This is a genomic window from Pseudomonas sp. H1_A03 (assembly GCF_054685145.1).
This window is the reverse complement of sequence record NZ_CP162829.1, coordinates 4,913,404-4,930,707: the sequence shown is the minus strand read 5'-3', so window position 1 is coordinate 4,930,707 and position 17,304 is coordinate 4,913,404. Positions and strand designations below refer to the sequence as shown.

14 protein-coding genes and 1 pseudogene are annotated in these 17,304 nt (G+C 61.9%); 7 read left to right on the top strand and 8 right to left on the bottom strand.

What is annotated here, in order from left to right; genetic code table 11:
* The first annotated feature begins 35 nt into the window (after positions 1–35).
* The gene (gene pvdP / locus AB4O35_RS22895) at positions 36–1,664 is read left to right on the top strand and encodes a pyoverdine maturation tyrosinase PvdP (RefSeq protein ID WP_065876027.1); all 1,629 of its coding nucleotides are present in this window, start codon (positions 36–38) and stop codon (positions 1,662–1,664) included.
* A 47-nt stretch (positions 1,665–1,711) separates the two neighbouring features.
* Here the strand turns inward: pvdP and AB4O35_RS22890 are convergent, their stop codons facing one another.
* Positions 1,712–2,389, bottom strand: a complete 678-nt coding sequence (locus AB4O35_RS22890; protein WP_175403074.1) for a response regulator transcription factor — start codon at positions 2,387–2,389, stop codon at positions 1,712–1,714.
* 539 nt (positions 2,390–2,928) lie between these two features.
* On the opposite strand from AB4O35_RS22890, the gene AB4O35_RS22885 reads away from it, so the two are divergent.
* The 4 genes from AB4O35_RS22885 (at position 2,929) to AB4O35_RS22870 (ending at position 7,064) form a co-directional block, all read left to right on the top strand.
* Complete coding sequence (locus AB4O35_RS22885) at positions 2,929–3,519, top strand: antibiotic biosynthesis monooxygenase (protein ID WP_065876029.1); 591 nt, start codon at positions 2,929–2,931, stop codon at positions 3,517–3,519.
* Positions 3,516–5,354 carry an amidohydrolase gene (locus AB4O35_RS22880; protein ID WP_065876030.1) on the top strand — a complete coding sequence of 613 codons (1,839 nt, stop codon included), beginning with the start codon at positions 3,516–3,518 and terminating at the stop codon, positions 5,352–5,354. The genes AB4O35_RS22885 and AB4O35_RS22880 overlap by 4 nt, the downstream gene beginning before the upstream one ends.
* Before the next feature lie 28 nt (positions 5,355–5,382).
* On the top strand, positions 5,383–6,000 hold the full coding sequence (ycaC, locus tag AB4O35_RS22875; protein ID WP_049712843.1) for an isochorismate family cysteine hydrolase YcaC: 618 nt from the start codon (positions 5,383–5,385) through the stop codon (positions 5,998–6,000).
* 182 nt (positions 6,001–6,182) lie between these two features.
* Positions 6,183–7,064, top strand: coding sequence for a LysR family transcriptional regulator (locus AB4O35_RS22870; protein WP_065876031.1), 882 nt, complete (start codon positions 6,183–6,185; stop codon positions 7,062–7,064).
* Between the two features lie 124 nt (positions 7,065–7,188).
* Here the strand turns inward: AB4O35_RS22870 and AB4O35_RS22865 are convergent.
* The 6 genes and pseudogenes from AB4O35_RS22865 to AB4O35_RS22840 all read right to left on the bottom strand — a co-directional run.
* Positions 7,189–7,591, bottom strand: a pseudogene (locus tag AB4O35_RS22865) (NAD(P)-dependent oxidoreductase); the annotation flags it as partial.
* Positions 7,588–8,757, bottom strand: a complete 1,170-nt coding sequence (locus tag AB4O35_RS22860; protein WP_065946391.1) for an acyl-CoA dehydrogenase family protein — start codon at positions 8,755–8,757, stop codon at positions 7,588–7,590. The gene AB4O35_RS22860 and the pseudogene AB4O35_RS22865, both read right to left, overlap by 4 nt.
* Before the next feature lie 216 nt (positions 8,758–8,973).
* Positions 8,974–10,323, bottom strand: coding sequence for an LLM class flavin-dependent oxidoreductase (locus tag AB4O35_RS22855; protein WP_065881770.1), 1,350 nt, complete (start codon positions 10,321–10,323; stop codon positions 8,974–8,976).
* 12 nt (positions 10,324–10,335) lie between these two features.
* A complete protein-coding gene (locus AB4O35_RS22850; protein WP_065876035.1) occupies positions 10,336–11,310 on the bottom strand; it encodes an ABC transporter substrate-binding protein in 975 nt (324 codons plus the stop codon).
* An 84-nt stretch (positions 11,311–11,394) separates the two neighbouring features.
* On the bottom strand, positions 11,395–12,978 hold the full coding sequence (locus AB4O35_RS22845) for a rhodanese-related sulfurtransferase (protein ID WP_065876036.1): 1,584 nt from the start codon (positions 12,976–12,978) through the stop codon (positions 11,395–11,397).
* Complete coding sequence (locus AB4O35_RS22840; protein ID WP_065891213.1) at positions 12,975–13,586, bottom strand: cysteine dioxygenase family protein; 612 nt, start codon at positions 13,584–13,586, stop codon at positions 12,975–12,977. The genes AB4O35_RS22845 and AB4O35_RS22840 overlap by 4 nt, the downstream gene beginning before the upstream one ends.
* Before the next feature lie 217 nt (positions 13,587–13,803).
* Between AB4O35_RS22840 and AB4O35_RS22835 the strand changes: the two genes are divergently transcribed.
* Together AB4O35_RS22835 and AB4O35_RS22830 are read left to right on the top strand one after the other, a co-directional pair.
* Positions 13,804–14,709, top strand: coding sequence for a LysR family transcriptional regulator (locus AB4O35_RS22835; RefSeq protein WP_065876038.1), 906 nt, complete (start codon positions 13,804–13,806; stop codon positions 14,707–14,709).
* 370 nt (positions 14,710–15,079) lie between these two features.
* Positions 15,080–15,874 (top strand): class II aldolase/adducin family protein, encoded by a 795-nt coding sequence (locus tag AB4O35_RS22830; RefSeq protein WP_065876039.1) that lies wholly within the window; start codon positions 15,080–15,082, stop codon positions 15,872–15,874.
* Between the two features lie 133 nt (positions 15,875–16,007).
* Here AB4O35_RS22830 and AB4O35_RS22825 read toward each other — a convergent pair whose 3' ends face one another.
* On the bottom strand, positions 16,008–17,090 hold the full coding sequence (locus tag AB4O35_RS22825) for an LLM class flavin-dependent oxidoreductase (protein WP_065876040.1): 1,083 nt from the start codon (positions 17,088–17,090) through the stop codon (positions 16,008–16,010).
* Positions 17,091–17,304 lie beyond the last annotated feature (214 nt).

Genomic DNA, 17,304 nt, shown 5'->3' with positions numbered 1-17,304 from the left:
TCTAGCTCTGATTAAGCCGTTTCCTAAGGTAGACAATGACGATCTCTCGACGTGGGTTCATCGCAGGCCTGGCGCTGACTGGCGCGGCTGTGCCCGCGGCCTTGTATGCCCATCGCGAGTTGACGCGTGAAGAGTTTCCCATCACCCCTGGCGAAGCCACCGTGGACTTGGCGGATACCGACGGCCAGCACCTGGCGAACACCCTGCGAGGGGTGTGGAACCTGCGCCTGGAAGGTCGCGACGCGGGCCTCAAGGGCTTACCGTTGCAAGGCCTGATGTTGCTGCTCGACATTGCCCCCCGTGGGCGCGGCCTGCGCGGCTACCTGGACACTGCCGCCAACCTGCGCGCCGAGGGTGAGCCTCGTTACCGGGTGCTCGGGGACCTGCTGACGGGCGAGGGTGCCGTGCTGTATTGGCGATTGATCGACCGCGACTCGGCCGACGGCATACCCGCCTACGAATTCAAGATGACCCTTGATGAAGTCTGGGCCAACTTCGCCAATGCCGGCAGCGCTTCCCTCAGCGGGCAGATTCTTGAGCTGGACCGGCCGCTGGCGCTGGTTGAGCGCGACAATCGTTTTATCGCCCACAAGCAAGCGTTTCCTGAAGCGCGCGAACGCATCGGCCTCAACCCAGCCCTGTTGGCCTGGCTGATTGCTCCCGAGCACCGCTTGTTCCACCAACTGTGGCACGCCACCCGCGACCAATGGCACAAACTTTCCGAAGAAAAACGCGAGGCTCTGCGCGGCATCGGCTGGCAACCCGGCCCGCGGGGCCAGGAGCGCGACGCCCGAGGCAAGCGCAAAGACCGCAACGGCTCGGGCATCGACTTCTTCTTCATGCACCGACACATGCTCGGCACCGCGCGCTCCCTGCAGGATTTGCCCTCGTGGCCGCAATTCCCCGAACCGCAGCCGGTGTTGGAACGTGATCGACTGGGCTTCCTGCGTTACTTCGACAACCACGACGGCTTCGCGCTGCCGCCCACGTGGTCGGCGCCGGATGACAGCGCCTACACCCAGTGGGTCAGCGACATCAAGGCCGCCGAGACCTATCACAGCAACTTTCAGGTGTGGGAATCCCAATACCGCGACCCCCGTTATTTGTCCAAACTGACACTCGGGCAGTTGGGTTCAGAGATGGAACTGGGCCTGCACGACTGGCTGCACATGCGCTGGGCCTCGGTGCCGCGTGACCCCTCCAACGGTGCGCCGGTGCCGTTCGCCCGTGACCCGTCGGACTTCGCCCCACGCTGGTACACGGCGGAGAACGACTTTCTCGGCGACCCGTTTTCCTCCCATGTGAGCCCAGTGTTCTGGCACTTTCACGGCTGGATCGACGACCGTATCGAAGACTGGTTTCGCGCCCATGAGCGCTTCAATCCGGGTGAAGTCCGCCGCATGCAAGTCAACGGCGTGGCCTGGTTCGCACCGGGCCGCTGGGTCGAGGTGGGAGACCCGTGGCTGGGCCCGGATACGCATGGCTGCAGTACGACGCCGGGGTTGCAGATGGGGCGGTCGATGGAAATGGACCCGGAGACCATGAAACTGGCGCTGCGGATCACCTTTGGCGAAGACGAAGGCATGTTGCAGGGGCTGTTCAAGCGAGTGCCGAAGCGGCCCTGGTATGCGCGGCACCTGAAGCTGAAGCCGCGCGAGGTTTGAGTGCCCGGCTGCGACCCGACAAGCCAGCGCCACAGGGCGGTGGTGCTTCATGGATGTGCAGCCGTGTCATCCTCCGTCGAATACAGCCACCGCAACAACGAATGCCGCCCACTGATCCCCAGCTTGATCGCTGCGCGTTTCAAGTAACTCTCGATGGTATTGACCTTCAATGCCAACTGCTCTGCCAGCTCCGGCGCCGTGCGCCCGGCCAGCAGCCCCAGGCACACCTCGAGCTCACGGTTGGACAACGTTAGCCCTGACTGTACCAACCGCTCTTCAATGCGCCGGCGCAGGGTTTCAATACCCTGGTTTTGCGGCATCACCGGATCGCTGTCCTGGCGGCACGGGTGGATTGCCGCGATGTGCTTTTCCACCATGGGCAACAGCAGCGTGGAGAAGTCCTGCAGCATGCTGCGTTCCTGCGGCGAGAAGCTGTCTGACGGGTGTGAGCGATACACCGACAGCACGTAGCGTACGTCGTCCTTGTGGCGGGTGAGGTGCAATTGCGCGGCGTGCTGTTCCCCGTCCAGGGTTGCCACCGAGTCGGTATAGACCGGGCTGATCTTGCGGCGGGTGTGCCCGTCGGTACTGACCTGCAATTGGGTGATATGGGTGGCGTCCACTGCCAGTTGGGTGAGGATAAGGTCATGCAGCATGCGTGGGAAATGGCGACTGCCGGTGCTGGCGATGACCTTGCCAATATGAGGAAACAAGTGTGCGTTCATCAATTCGTCCATGAGGCGTGCAGGTGCTCGGCTTTATAGCGGCGGGGATTGAGAGGCTAGCCAATGCGAACAACCTGCCGTGATAGTCCTTCCCGCCGGGACCTATGCTAGTACAGCCTGGCGGCGGGAAGGGGATCCAATCTGAAAAGATCGGCTCAAGCACTCACAAGCTGAGTACGACGCGGCGCGCGCGCACTTAGCCAGCTCCCACAGGAAAGCAGACCTGCGGAGTACCCCAAAACTGCTTTTGATCTGCTCTGCTTTTGATCTGGCTTGTGATCTTGATCTGAGGCGGCCCTGAGGGCACGCCGAGCCTAAGCGAGGTGCCGAGTGGTGGGGCAAGAGCCCTTTGCTTACTTTGGGCTGGGCCGGCATTCCGGCTTTTCCAAAGTGAGCCGCCGTAAGGGCGGAACGCTAAGTTGCCGTTACCCAAATAACGGATATGTACCCCCCCAAACAGCACGTACATCCAATTTTCCCCACCCCAACCCCCTGCAAACTACCCTCATCGCTGAAACATCAAGGCAGAGGGACACCCCATGGACCCAGCACCAAAACCAGGCTCCGACGAAGTCGTCACCCTGGTGGTCAAACACCTGATCAAACAAGGCAGTGAAGCCGATTACGAAGCCTGGCTACGCCGCATCGTGCGCATCGCCGGCGACCGTCCTGGCCATCTGGGCGTCGATGTGGTGCGCGGTAAGCAGGGCAAGCTGGCGTTGTTCACCTGCGTATTGCGCTACCGCTCCACCGATGACCTGAAAACCTGGCTCGACTCCCCAGAGCGCAAAACCCTGATCGCCGAAGCCACACCCATGCTGGCCGACGGCGACAAGACCGAAATCGGCGCCGCCAACGAATTCTGGTTCGCGCCCCTGGCCGACAGCGCCGCCAAGCCGCCGCGCTGGAAGCAGGCGGTGGTCAGCCTGTTCGTGATTCTGCCGCAGACCTTGCTGTTGCCGTTCATCTGGGGACCGATCCTGCGTCTGCACCCGTTCTTGTCCAACTACGTGGTCTCCACCTTTCTGGTCACCCTGACCATCGTCCTGCTGGTGGTCTACCTGCTGATGCCGGCGGCTACCCGCCTGTTCGCTCCCTGGCTTGAAGCCTCTGTAAAGGAAACCCTATGAACGCCGATCTGATTCTGTTCAATGGCCAGTTCCACACCGTGGACCGTGAAAACCCACGTGCAACCGCCGTCGCCATCAGCCAGGGGCGATTTGTTGCCGTAGGCACCGACGGTGAAGCCATGGCGCTACGTGGCAGCGGCACGAAGGTCATCGACCTCAAGGGCCGCACCGTCATCCCCGGCCTCAACGACTCGCACCTGCACCTGATCCGTGGCGGCCTGAACTACAACCTTGAACTGCGCTGGGAAGGCGTGCCGTCCCTGGCCGATGCCTTGCGCATGCTCAAGGACCAGGCTGATCGAACCCCGACGCCGCAATGGGTGCGTGTGGTCGGTGGCTGGAACGAATTCCAGTTCGCGGAAAAGCGCATGCCAACCCTGGAAGAGTTGAACCAGGCCGCGCCGGATACCCCGGTCTTCGTGCTGCACCTTTACGACCGTGCCTTGCTCAACCGTGCCGCGCTGCGTGTGGCCGGCTACACCAAGGACACGCCAAACCCTCCGGGTGGCGAGATCGTGCGTGACAGCAATGGCAACCCCACTGGCATGCTGGTGGCGCGGCCTAACGCGATGATCCTGTATTCGACCCTGGCCAAGGGCCCGAAACTGCCGCTGGAATACCAGGTCAACTCGACCCGTCAGTTCATGCGCGAGCTCAATCGCCTGGGGCTCACCAGCGCCATTGATGCCGGCGGTGGTTTCCAGAACTACCCCGATGACTACGCGGTGATCGAGCAACTGGCCAAAGACGAACAGTTGACGGTGCGCATCGCCTACAACCTGTTCACCCAGAAGCCCAAGGAAGAACTCAGCGACTTCAAGAACTGGACCGGCAGCGTCACCCTGCACCAGGGCGATGACTACCTGCGCCACAACGGCGCGGGCGAGATGCTGGTGTTCTCGGCGGCGGACTTCGAAGACTTCCTTGAGCCGCGCCCCGACTTGCCGCTGACCATGGAGCAGGAGCTGGAGCCGGTGGTGCGCCATCTGGTGGAGCAGCGCTGGCCGTTCCGTCTGCACGCGACTTATGACGAATCCATCTCGCGCATGCTCGACGTGTTCGAGAAGGTCAACCGCGATATCCCGTTCAACGGTTTGCCGTGGTTCTTCGATCACGCCGAAACCATCACCCCGAAAAACATCGAGCGCGTACGTGCCCTCGGCGGCGGGATTGCGATCCAGGACCGCATGGCGTTCCAGGGCGAGTACTTTGTCGAGCGTTATGGGGCCAAAGCTGCCGAAGCCACGCCGCCGATCAAACGCATGTTGGCGGAAGGCGTACCGGTAGGGGCGGGCACTGACGCCACGCGGGTGTCGAGCTACAACCCATGGACCTCGTTGTACTGGATGGTCAGCGGCCGCACCGTTGGCGGCCTGGAGCTGCACGCCGAGGGCCTGCCGCGCCTCACCGCGCTGGAACTGTTCACCCATGGCAGCGCCTGGTTCTCGTCCGAACAGGGCAAGAAGGGCCAGATCAAGGTTGGGCAATTGGCGGATGTGGCCGCACTGTCGGCAGACTTTTTCAGTGTCGATGAAGAAGCCATCAAGTGGATCGAATCGGTACTGACCGTGGTCGGCGGCAACGTGGTCTACGGTGCTGGCGATTTCGAAGATTACGCACCGCCACGGGTTCCGGTGCTGCCGGACTGGTCGCCGGTGGTCAAGGTGCCGGGTCACTGGCGTCCAAGTTCGCCTTTGCAAGCTCAGGTTCACCACTGCAGCGGCCCGTGCGGCGTGCATTCCCACAGCCATGAAAAGGCGCGTCTTTCCAGCGTGCCGGTCAGCGACTTCCAGGGTTTCTGGGGGGCGTTTGGCTGCTCGTGCTTTGCTTTCTGAATCCCATACATCCCACAGGAGTTACCCCATGACTTACAAGCGCTTGAACAAAGATGACGCCGTTGTCCTGTTGGTCGATCACCAGACCGGCCTGATCTCGCTGGTACAGGACTTCTCTCCGAACGAATTCAAGAACAACGTACTGGCCCTGGCCGACGTCGCGAAGTTCTTCAACCTGCCGACCATCCTCACTACAAGCTTTGAAAGCGGCCCTAACGGTCCACTGGTTCCAGAGCTCAAAGCCCTGTTCCCGGACGCGCCGTACATCCCGCGCCCTGGCCAGATCAACGCCTGGGACAACGAAGATTTCGTCAAGGCCGTCAAGGCAACCGGCCGCAAGCAGATCATCATCGCCGGCGTAGTGACTGACGTCTGCGTGGCGTTCCCAACCCTGTGCGCCCTGGATGAAGGCTTCGAAGTGTTCGTGGTCACCGACGCTTCCGGCACCTTCAACGAAACCGTGCAACAGGCTGCCTGGGCGCGCATGACCGCCGCCGGTGCCCAACTGGTGAACTGGTTCTCCGTGGCCTGCGAGCTGCAAGTTGACTGGCGCAACGACATGGAAGGCCTGGCCAACCTGCTGTCGCCACGCATCCCTAACTACCGCAACCTGATGAACAGCTACTCGGCGTTTACGGCCAAGTAACTGTATAAACACCGCACCGCTGAACCCTGTGGGAGCCGGGCTTGCCCGCGAGGGCGGTGTGTCAGCTGACAGCAATGTTGGCTGACACACCGCCATCGCAGGCAAGCCAGCTCCCACATTTTGTTTTGTGGTGTGGCCACTCACAGGCTATAAGTCCGCTAAATGTCCACCGAGAAGCGACAATGAACCCCTTTGAAGACATGCGCCTGTTCTGCCAAGTCATGGAATCCGGCAGTTTTACCGCCGCCGCCGAACAGCTGGGCCTGTCCAAGCAGTTCGTCAGCCGCCGCCTGATCCAACTGGAAGATCGCCTGGGCGTGCGCCTGCTCAACCGCTCCACACGCCGCCTGGATGTCACGCCACTCGGCCAGAGTTATTACGAATCCGCCTTGCGCCTGCTCAGTGAAGTCGAGCAAGTGGAGCAGGGCATTGCCGGGCAGAACAGCGAGCCACGCGGCACCATTCGCCTCAGCGCGCCGTTGTCGTTTGCCATGGCCCATTTGGGCTGCCTGTTGCCGCAGTTTTTGCAGCGCCATCCGCAGGTGTCGGTGGAAGTCGACTTAAGCGATCGCCCCGTGGACCTGATCGGCGAGGGCTACGATCTGGTGCTGCGCATTGGCACCTTGGAAGATTCCACCCTGATCGCCCGCCGTATTGCCAGCATCCCACGGGTGTACTGCGCCAGCCCCGAGTACCTGGCCCTGCGCGGTACGCCGTTGCAGCCCGAGGACCTGGCCCAGCACGATTGCCTGCCTTATGGCCATGGCCGCCAGGTGCAATGGCGCTTCAAGGGCAAGGTGCAGGCGCTGAATGTCAGCGGGCGCATGCGCGTCAATAACGGCGACCTGCTGCGCGATACCGCCATTGCTGGGCTGGGCGTGACGTACCTGCCGACCTTTATCGTCGGCGATGCGTTGAAGGACGGCCGCCTGGTCAGCCTACTGGACGAGTTCGCCCCCGAAGCCCTGACCCTGTCGGCCGTGTACCCGCAACACCGGCAGAGCTCGCGACCGGTGCAGGCGCTGGTGGAGTTCCTGCGTGAGCGCCTGGCGAATGACGGTTAACCAAGTGCAGATGTCCAGGGCTTGTATGGGTTCCTGGATCTTGTTTGTGAAGGCCGCAAGCGAACCCTTTGACGTGGTGACAATGGGGGCTGATGTAACGATTTCCCGCCTGCACGGTTGGCTAAGGCTCGGCCACATCCAGCGACGCCAGCCCTATCTGCCCATTGTCCAGCGCTTCCAGCAGCGCCTCCTGATCCAGCAAACCACCTCGGGCAATGTTGATCAGATGCAGCCCCGGCTTGGCACTGCCCAGCACATCACGGTTCATGATATGCCGCGTGGCCTCGGTCAGCGGCGCTGCCCCGCGAGGTGGTCACCGGGGGCCGTTGAACAGCCATTGCGGATAAAAGTCGATGCCTGACGACACCAGGTGCACCCACTGTGCGCCGTAAGGCCAACCCGGAGGCAGGGTGTCCGGGGCGGTGTAGCCGCGCACGTTGATCGGGCGCAGCAGCAGGATATTCGCGCTCGCGGATCACGTCGTTGTAGTCTTCGTCCAACTGGCTGGCAATCATCACCTGACTCATGAGCGTTCCTTCTGGCGTTGGGCAAAAACGGCTTTGCCGATGCCTTGCAGGGCGGCGTCGTTCTGTGGGGTATGCACGCGACTGCACAGCACGTCACGGTAATGCCGCTGCAACGGGCTATGACGTGACAGGCCAGGGTTGCCCGACGCCTCGATGGCCAGCTCCACGGCGCGGATGGCGTTGTGGGTCACCAGGTACTTCAACTGCGCCGCATTGGCCGCTGGGGTGTGGCCCTCGGCGGCGGCGTCGAGCAGGCTGCGGTTGGCAAACAGCAGGGTGTCGATATGACCGACGGTTTCCTGGAAGCGCGGCAAGGTCGACAGCGCGGCGCCGAGGTTGGACGGTGCGCGCGCTTCCAGCCACGTCACCAACCAGTCCCGCGCGGCCTGGGCCACGGCGTCATACACCGAGGACAGCAACACCGACATCCACAGGAAACCTTCGCCATCCAGCTCCGGCGTCGGCGCGCTCCACGGGCTGACGCTGACGGCGTGGTCCAGTGGCACCAGCACATTGTCGAGCACCACTTCATGGCTGCAAGTAGCACGCATGCCAAGGTGATCCCACGTGTCGATGATGCTGACGCCGGGGCTGTCTTTTCGCACCAGCCAAGCGCCAACCAGCGGGTCGGCGTCATCGCTGCGCGCCCACACGCTGAACCAGCTCAAGCCATGGCTGCCGGTGGAGTAGATCTTTCGCCCGCTGATGCGCCAGCCTTCGGCGGTGCGCACGGCGGTGGTCGCCGGTAGGCCGCCACGCGCCGGGGTGCCGAGGTCGGGTTCGACGCGCAGGGCGTTGATCAAGGCGCCGTTGCGCACCGCGTCTTCGGCCACTTGCGTGCGCAGGTGGGGTGGCCAGGTCTTACTGCCTTGCAGGCGCGTGTGCTGCAGGTACTGCATCACCAGGATCAGCGCGGTGGATGGCTCACCCTTGGCAATCGCACGGATTGCCTTGCGCGCCTGGGGCAGGCTGGCGCCGCCGCCGCCCAAGGATCTGGGCACGGTGAGGGCGACCAGGCCGTGCTCGTGCAGCAACGTGAAGTTGGCGTGGGGGAAGGCGCCGCTCTCGTCATAGACGTGCGCGGTGCCTGCCAGCTCGGCGCTGAGGCGTTCGAGCAGGGCGTCGAAGTTGGCGACTTCCACGGAGCGGAGAGACGGTTGGGTCATAAGCATGTACTCGGTCAACAATGGGGGAGCGGCTTGTGTGCGCTGGTCGTGGGGCATAGGCGTGTAGTGAGCGGGCTCGCCCCGCGCTGGGTTGCGAAGCAGCCCCAAACCAGGCGAATCGGGTCTATCTGGAAATCGCAGTGTCTTTAGTGGGGCTGCTTCGCAGCCCAGCGCGGGGCAAGCCCGCTCACTACTGGTTCTGGCTGCGGGTGGCGGTCATGCCAGCGCCTCTTGTTTTTCTTCAAGCTCGGCGGCGACACTGTAGCGATTGGCCGGCACGTCCAGGCCGAGGTTGTCGCGAAGGGTATGCCCGCTGTAGTCGGTGCGGAACAGCCCGCGCTGTTGCAGCACCGGCACCACTAGTTCTGTGAAGTATTGCAAGCCATCCGGCAGCACCGAGTTGATGATGAAACCATCGCTGGCGCCGCTTTCGAACCAGGTCTGGATGGCATCGGCGACGTGTTCCGGCGTGCCGACAAAATCACGTTTTGGCCGCGAGAAGCGCAGGGCCACTTCGCGCAGGGTCAGGCCTTCGTCCTTGGCCAGTTGCTTGATGCGGTCGGAGCCGCCTTTCTGGCTGTTGGAACCGAGGTCGCCGAGTTCCGGAAAGGGCGCGTCCAGCGGGTATTGACTGAAGTCATGGTCGTTGAATGGGCGGCCGAGGGCGACGATGGCGTCTTCCACGGTGACCAGGTCCACGGCCTGCTGGTAGCGGCTTTCCACTTCTGCTTGATCACGGCCGACAATCGGGCGGATACCCGGCAGGATCGACAGGCTGCCCGCGTCACGGCCAAAGCTTTTAGCGCGGCGTTTGAGGTCTTGGGTATAGGCCCGGCCTTCCTCGATGCTCTCCACATGCACAAAGATCGCATCGGAGTGTTGCGCGGCAAAGTTGCGCCCGTCTTCCGACGTGCCCGCCTGGAAAATCACCGGCTGGCCCTGGCGCGAGCGGGCGATATTCAGCGGGCCTTTGACCGAGAAAAACTCGCCCTTGTGGTTCAGCGCATGCAGTTTGCCGGGGGTGAAAAATTCGCCGGTCTGCTTGTTGTAGGCAAACGCGTCGTCTTCCCAGGAGTCCCACAGGCCCTTGACCGTGTTCAGGTGTTCCTTGGCAATGCGGTAGCGCACGGCATGCGGCGGATGTTCCGCTTTGCCGAAGTTGTCCGCAGTGCCGCTGAGCCACGAGGTGACGACGTTCCACCCGGCGCGGCCGCCGCTGATATGGTCCAGGGACGAAAACTGCCGCGCCACCTGGTAGGGTTCGGTGTAGCTGACGGTCACGGTGGCAACCAGTCCGATATTCGTCGTGATCGCGGCCAGCGCCGAAAGGATGGTCAGCGGCTCAAACCGATTGAGGTAATGCGGGCTGGATTTGGCGTGGATATGCAGGCTGTCGGCGATAAACACGAAGTCGAACTTGGCGGCTTCGGCCAATTCAGTCTGCTGCTTGTAGAAACCAAAGTCGGTGCTGGCATTCGGTTGGGCCTGCGGGTGGCGCCATTCGCCCCAACCGTGACCGACTCCGTGGACCATGGCACCGAGTTTCAATTGACGTGGCTTGCTCATGTTCTGCTCCTTCTAGCGCGATGCTTGGGAAAGTGGGACACGCTTGGCGTTAAAGCTCTTGTCGAAGCCCTGCGACACATCGATGTGCTTGGTCAGCAGGCCTTCTTGTTGATAGGTGTCGGCGGTCGCTTGCAAGCCGCGGATGACCGAGTCGTCGATAGCGACCGGCGTCAGGTGGGTGTCCTTGGCCACTTCTACATGCACTTCCAGCGGCAGGCCGGTGATCTTGGCCTGGGCGGCAGCGTATTCGTCGGGGTGGGTATTGGCCCAGGCGTAGGCACGGTCGACGCGGGCGACAAAGTCGTCGAGTTGCGGGCGCTTGTCGGCGATGGCTTGGCTGGTAGCCGCGAGGTACAGGTGATTGCTCAACAGCTGGCGGCCGCTGACCAGTACGCGGGCCTGGCTTTGCGAGGTGACTACGGTGGTGTACGGGTCCCAGGTGGACCACGCGTCGACGCTGCCGTTATCCAGCACCAGGCGTGATTCGCTGGGCAGCAGGAAAATGAACTGCACGTCCTTGGTGGTAAGGCCGGCGCTGGCGAGCGCCTTGATTGCCAGGTAATGCCCGATGGAACCGCGCCCGGTGACGATTTTTTTGCCCTTGAGATCGGCGACGCTCTTGATCGGCGAGTCCTTGGGCACCAGCAGGGCGGTGGTGTTGCGCCCTTCGGCGTGGATGATGCTGACCACCTTGAGCGACCCACCGGCGCCGAGGGCAAACACGTAAGGCGCATCGCCCAGGGCGCCGATGTCCACCGCATTGGCATTCAAGGCTTCGCCCAGCGGCGAGGCGGACGGGAATTCCGACCACTGGATTGCATAGGGCACGTTTTTGGTTTCGCCGGAGACTTCCAGCAGCGCCTTGATCGTCGATTTCTGATTGGCTACCCGCAGCGGTTGCAGGTCGGCGGCATGGGCGCTGGACATCAGGCCGAGCGCCAGGGCTGTGCCCAGGAACAGGCGCTTGAAGGGTTGGGTGTAAAGCATGGGCAAACTCCAGGCGTTTATTGGACTTGAAGGCATACCTCCGCCTGGAGAAGGGGTCGGTGCCGAGCGTGGTGCAGGGGGTGGTCAGATAACGTGGAAACCGTGGGTGCCGTCGCGAGCCAACTGATCGACCAGGCCGAACTCCCAATCCAGATAGGCCTGCATGGCTTCCTTGGGGTTATCGGTGCCTTCATATGGGCGGCGATAACGGTCGATACGCGGCGAGGCCAGGTGGGTTTCACCTTCTTCCAACGGCAGTTGCGCGTTGATCCAGCCGGTGGTGCCGTCTTGCAGCAGGAACACTTGCTTGCCGGTGATGGCTTCGACTTCGGCCACCGCCAGGCGCGCCAGCTGGCTGCTGCCACAGGTCAGCACATAACGCTGGGCGGCGGGCACCTTGGCCAGGGCTTGGGGCAGTTGTGCACGCAAGGCCCACCAGGCACCGGGGATATGGCGCTTCACGTAGTTGGCGCTGGCGGTGAAATCCAGCACCACGGTGTCGCCATGCTCCAGCCAGTCGGCGAGGGTGTGGGGGCTGATCAGTTCGGCTTGTGGCGGCGTCGGTACGGGGGCGATCCAAGCGCCTTTTTCGCTGAAGTCCGCCGGTTGCAGGTCATCCAGCACATGCACTTCCCAGCCCAGTTGGGCCAGCCAGGACGCCGACATATTCGCGCGCACGCCGTCGTCATCCCCCAGCACCAGGCGGGCGCCGCGCACGCTGGCGACGTGGTCGGTTTCCTGAACCAACTGGCCGCCTGGCGTGGAGCGCGCGCCCGGCAGGTGACCGACTTCGAATTCTTCCGGGGTGCGAACATCGAACAGGTAGGTCGTGCGGGCCGCGTCCTGCCGCCAGGCTTGCAGATCGGCGAGGGTAGCGCGACCCACACGGGCCTTGTCGGCGACGCGGCGCGCATCGACGGCGGCGATTTGCCGATGTTCTTCCGAGGTTGGTGCAAAACGGCGCGATTGGCCGTGGGCGAGTTTCTGCCCGGCGAGGGTCCAGCCGATGGTGCCGTTGCGCAGGGCCGACACCGGGTTGGCCACGCCGGCGTTGATCAGCGACTGCGTGCCGATAATGCTGCGGGTACGCCCGGCGCAATTGACGATGATGCGGGTGGTCGGGTCCGGCGCCAGTTCGCGGGCACGCAACACCAACTCGGCACCGGGCACGCTGATGCCGGTGGGGATGCTCATGGTCTGGTATTCGTCGAAGCGGCGGGCGTCGAGCACCACCACATCGGCCTGGCTGTCGAGCAGCGCTTGCACCTCTTCAGCCGCCAGGGACGGCGTGTGCCGCTCGCTTTCCACCAGCTCGCCAAAGGCTTTGCTTGGCACATTGACGTCGATAAACAGCTCACCACCGGCCTTGCGCCATCCCTGCAGGCCACCTTCAAGCAGGCTGACCTGGCTGTAGCCCAGTGCGATAAGACGCTCGGCGGCGCGGGCGGCGAGGCCTTCGCCATTGTCATACACGGTGACCTGGGTATCGCGCCGTGGAATGCGCGAGTACACCTCCAGTTCCAGCTTGGACAGCGGGATGTTCGCGGCAAACAGCGGGTGGGATTCGGCAAACGGCGCTTCTTCGCGCACGTCGACCAGGGCGACTTCCTGACGGTCCAACAGGGCCTGGCGAATCTGGGCAAAGCTGCGGGTCGATACGGTGGTCATAGGGCAGGGCTCTTTTCTTCGGACAAATCCCAGATATTCGGGAGGAAGGCGTTGGAATAGCCGGAAATGAACAGTTTCTCGCTGCCATCGGGCTGGTACACCGCACGGCGCACCGCACCGATATTGGCGCCGTACACATGAATGCTGATCGACACCTGGTCGCCGTGGGCATTGCTCACTTGATGGATGTCGCCGACTTTGGGCGACACGGCTTCAACCTGGCCCGGCACCAACTTGATCGGCTTGCCTTCGGCGGCCAGGCTGCCATCGGGTGCGCGTTCAAAACCCTGGGAAAACTCTGCCCCGCGCAGCATTCCGATTAACCCCCACACCCGATGATCATGGATCGGCGTGCTTTGCCCCGGCCCCCACACAAAACTGACGATGCTGAAGCGCTGGCGCGAGTCGGCATGCAGCAAGAACTGCTGGTAGCGCTCGGGGTCAGGTTGGGCAAATTCGTCGGGGAGCCAGTCATCATGGCTGACCAGTTGCGCCAGCAGCTTGCCGCCACGATGCAGCAGGTCACCTTCGCGTGGATTGCCGTCAATCAACTCCGCCAGGGCGCCTATAAAGGCTCGAAGTCTCTCGGGGTGTCGGGCCTGGGTCATGGCAGCTCCATCGTGTGGTCGGTTGCGATGGGTTTATATAAGCATAATGTTTATATTTAATATGCTATTTTTTAATGATTAGCTTATAGCTGAAGGTAATTTAGAACCGGCTTGAATAGCGTTAGACGTTATCGATCACAGGGCGGGCTATCCAGATAGCCCGCCTGCAACTATGCTTCGCACACATCTTAATGACTGTTCTCTATGTGCGGCCCAAATGAAAATTGACGATATCGATGCCTTTGTCGAAGTGATTCGTTGCCAGTCCATCAGCCATGCCGCCGAGTCGTTGCAACTGACCCAGCCGGCGATCACCCGCCGCGTGCAGAACTTCGAGCAGGCGTTGGGGGTGGAGCTGTTCGACCGCAATACCAAGCCTCTCAAGCCGACACTGATTGGCACCCGCGTCTACGAGCAGTGTCGGCTGATCCTGCGCGAGATGGATGCCCTGCGCGAATTGGTCGCCACCGACGCACCGCCCACCGGCCTGCTGCGCCTGGGCGTGCCGCAGACCATCGGCGATGTGGTGCTGCTGGACGCGCTCAAGCACCTGCGTACCGAATACCCGGACCTGCGTGCACAGGTCGCCACAGGCTGGGGCAGCCAGTTGGTGGGCAAGATCGAACGCGGCGAGCTGGACGCAGCGGCGGCGTTGTTCCCGGCCGGCAAGATTTTCCCGGACAACATCGTTGGTGAGTCGATCGGCAAGATGGAATTGGTGGTGGTGTGTGCCAAATCCCAGCTGCCGAAGAAGCCCTGCAAATTGGCGGATGTGTATCAGAATGGCTGGATTCTCAACCCGGACGGCTGCGGTTTCCGCGCCGGTTTGCAGCGCACGTTGTCGGATCAGGGCCTGTCACTGCGGGTGAACCTGGAAACGTTCGGTACCGAGTTGCAGTTGGGATTGGTGGCGGACGGTTTGGGGCTTGGTCTGGTGCCGCGCCCGCTGTTGGAACGCAGCGCCCACTTTGAGCAGTTGGCGGTGATGCCGCTCAAGGACTTCAAGCCGGTGATGGATTTGTGGCTGATCTATCCGCACTTCCTCGGCAACCTGCAAGGGCCAGTGGATGCGTTTGGCAAGTTGGTCGCCGCTTCCCTGCACAAAATCCGTAACGCCGCCTGACATTGTGGGAGCTGGCTTGTCGAACCGCTGCGATGGCCATAAGTATCTACACATCTTCAAAGTGAAATTGCGTAGCAGCTGTCGAGCCCTGGCGAGGCTGCGTCAGCGGTGTGTCAGACAGCCCGCAAACGCAGCCTCGCCGGGGCTCGACAGCTGCTACGCAGAAGGCTCCCTCAAGTTGTGTAGATACCTATGGCCATCGCAGCGGTTCGACGATTCGACAAGCCAGCTCCCACATTTGATCTGTGCCGTGACCAATGTAGTTATGAAAAAAAATAATAATTAGCTTAGATTAAAATGTGCTTTTTATTATTTTTTTGCATCCCATAGGCTGCCTGGAAGTCCTTAAGGCCATCCAGGAAGTTTTGCCATGAGCAGCGTCACCTCGATTTCCAGTGTTTCCAACACTGTTCGCAGCCGCGTCACCCCGGAAGAATGGGACGTGCGCGTCAAACTGGCCGCCGCCTATCGCCTGGCGGCCTTGTACAAGTGGACCGACCACATCTACACCCACTTCTCCGCCCGTGTTCCGGGCCCGGAGGAGCATTTCCTGATCAACGCCTTCGGGCTGTTGTTCGATGAGATCAGCGCCTCCAACCTGGTCAAGGTCGACCTCGACGGCACCCTCGTCGACGACCCGACCGGCCTGGGCATCAACTACGCCGGCTATGTGATTCACAGCGCCATCCACGGCGCACGTCACGACCTGCAAGCGGTGCTGCACACCCACACCCGTGACGGCATTGCGGTGTCGGCGCAAAAAAGCGGGTTGTTGCCGATCTCCCAGCATTCGATTGGTTTCTCCGGGCGCGTGGCGTACCACGGCTATGAGGGCATTGCCCTGGATTTGGACGAGCGCGAGCGGTTGGTGGCGGACTTGGGTGACAAGAGCGTGATGATCCTGCGTAACCATGGGTTGTTGACGGCGGGGGGCAGCGTGGAACACGCCTTCCAGCAGCTGCAGCAGTTGGAGCGTGCGTGCAACATCCAGGTCGCGGCGCAGGCGGCGGGGAATGCGGAATTGATCTTTCCGCCAGCGGACGTGGTGGAGAAGGTCGAGCAGCAGGCCAAGGTGTTTGCCAATGGCGAAGGACCGGGGGTGGCGCGGCATTGGAATGCGTTGATTCGGCAGTTGGAGCGCAGCGATACCGACTACAAAAACTGATCTTCAAGCCACTGAAGATCTAACAATGTGGGAGCTGGCTTGCCTGCGATAGCATCAACTCGGTACCGCTGAAACACCGAGGTGTATGCATCGCAGGCAAGCCAGTTCCCACACTGTTTTGTGGTGGTGTTGATTAAGCGACTTGCTGGGCCTGCTCGCGCTCTGCGATCAGTTGGCGGGTGAGGGGGATCAGGCGCTTGCCATAGTCAATCGCATCGTTGAGCGGATCAAACCCGCGAATCAGGAACGTGGTAATCCCCAGGTCGTAGTAATCCAGCAGCGCTTCTGCGACCTGTTCGGCCGTGCCCACCAACGAAGTCGAGTTGCCCTGCGCCCCCAGCAGCCCGGCAATTCCAGTCCACAAGCGCTTGTCCAGGCGCGACCCCTGCGCGGCTGCCGCGAGCAACCGGCGTGAGCCTTCATTCGGCGGTTCACGCCGCACAAAGCCATTTTTTTCTGCCAGCTCGGTCGCCTGCTGCAAGATGCTGTCGGCGCGTGCCCACGCCAGCGCTTCGGTTTCGGCGAGAATCGGCCGCAACGACAAACTGAAACGAATCGTGCGCCCATGCTTGGCCGCTTCAGCGCGAACCTGGGTCACGGTCTCGCGCACCTGCTCGTAGGTTTCGCCCCACAGCGCATACACATCGGCATGCTTGCCCGCGACAGCAATCGCGGCTGCAGAAGAACCGCCGAAATACAGCGGAATATGCGGCTGTTGCGGCGACTTCACTGTGGAGTGCGCGCCTTCGACCTGATAGTAGGTGCCCTCAAAGTCAAAGGGCTGTTCGCTGGTCCATTCCTGGCGCACCACGCTCAGGTATTCGTCGGTACGTGCGTAGCGTTCGTCCTTGCCGATATGACTGCCATCGGCACGCAGTTCGCGGTCGTCGCCACCCGTGATGATGTGCACCGCCGTGCGCCCGCCGTTGAACACATCCAGCGTGGTGAATTGACGTGCCGCCAGGGTCGGCTGGGCAAAGCCCGGGCGGTGAGCGATGAGAAACTGCAGTTTCTTCGTGACGCTGGCGGCATGGGCGGCGATCAGCGTGCTGTCCGGGCTGTTGGAATGGAAGGCTACCAGTGCGCGGTCAAAGCCAGCGTCTTCGTGGGCGCGGGCCACGGTCTCGACATAGTCGGGTTGCAGGGTAGGGCCGCTGCGCGGGTGAATCTCGGAAGCGTGATGGCCGCCAATGTAGCCGATGAATTCGATGCTCATGGTCTGTCCTTGTCGAGTAGGGATCAACACCTCCGCCGAGTAGGGGTCGGTCATGCTCGTCCAAGGTAGGGTCAGCAACAGCCTATGTAAAATGCCGTTTGGTTCTATTCTAATTATTAAAATACAGAATCATGTTTTTGTATTTTTATCAGTAAATCGCATTTTATGCAGGGTGCGCGGTGCAAGGCTGACAATTGATAACGTTGTATTTCGC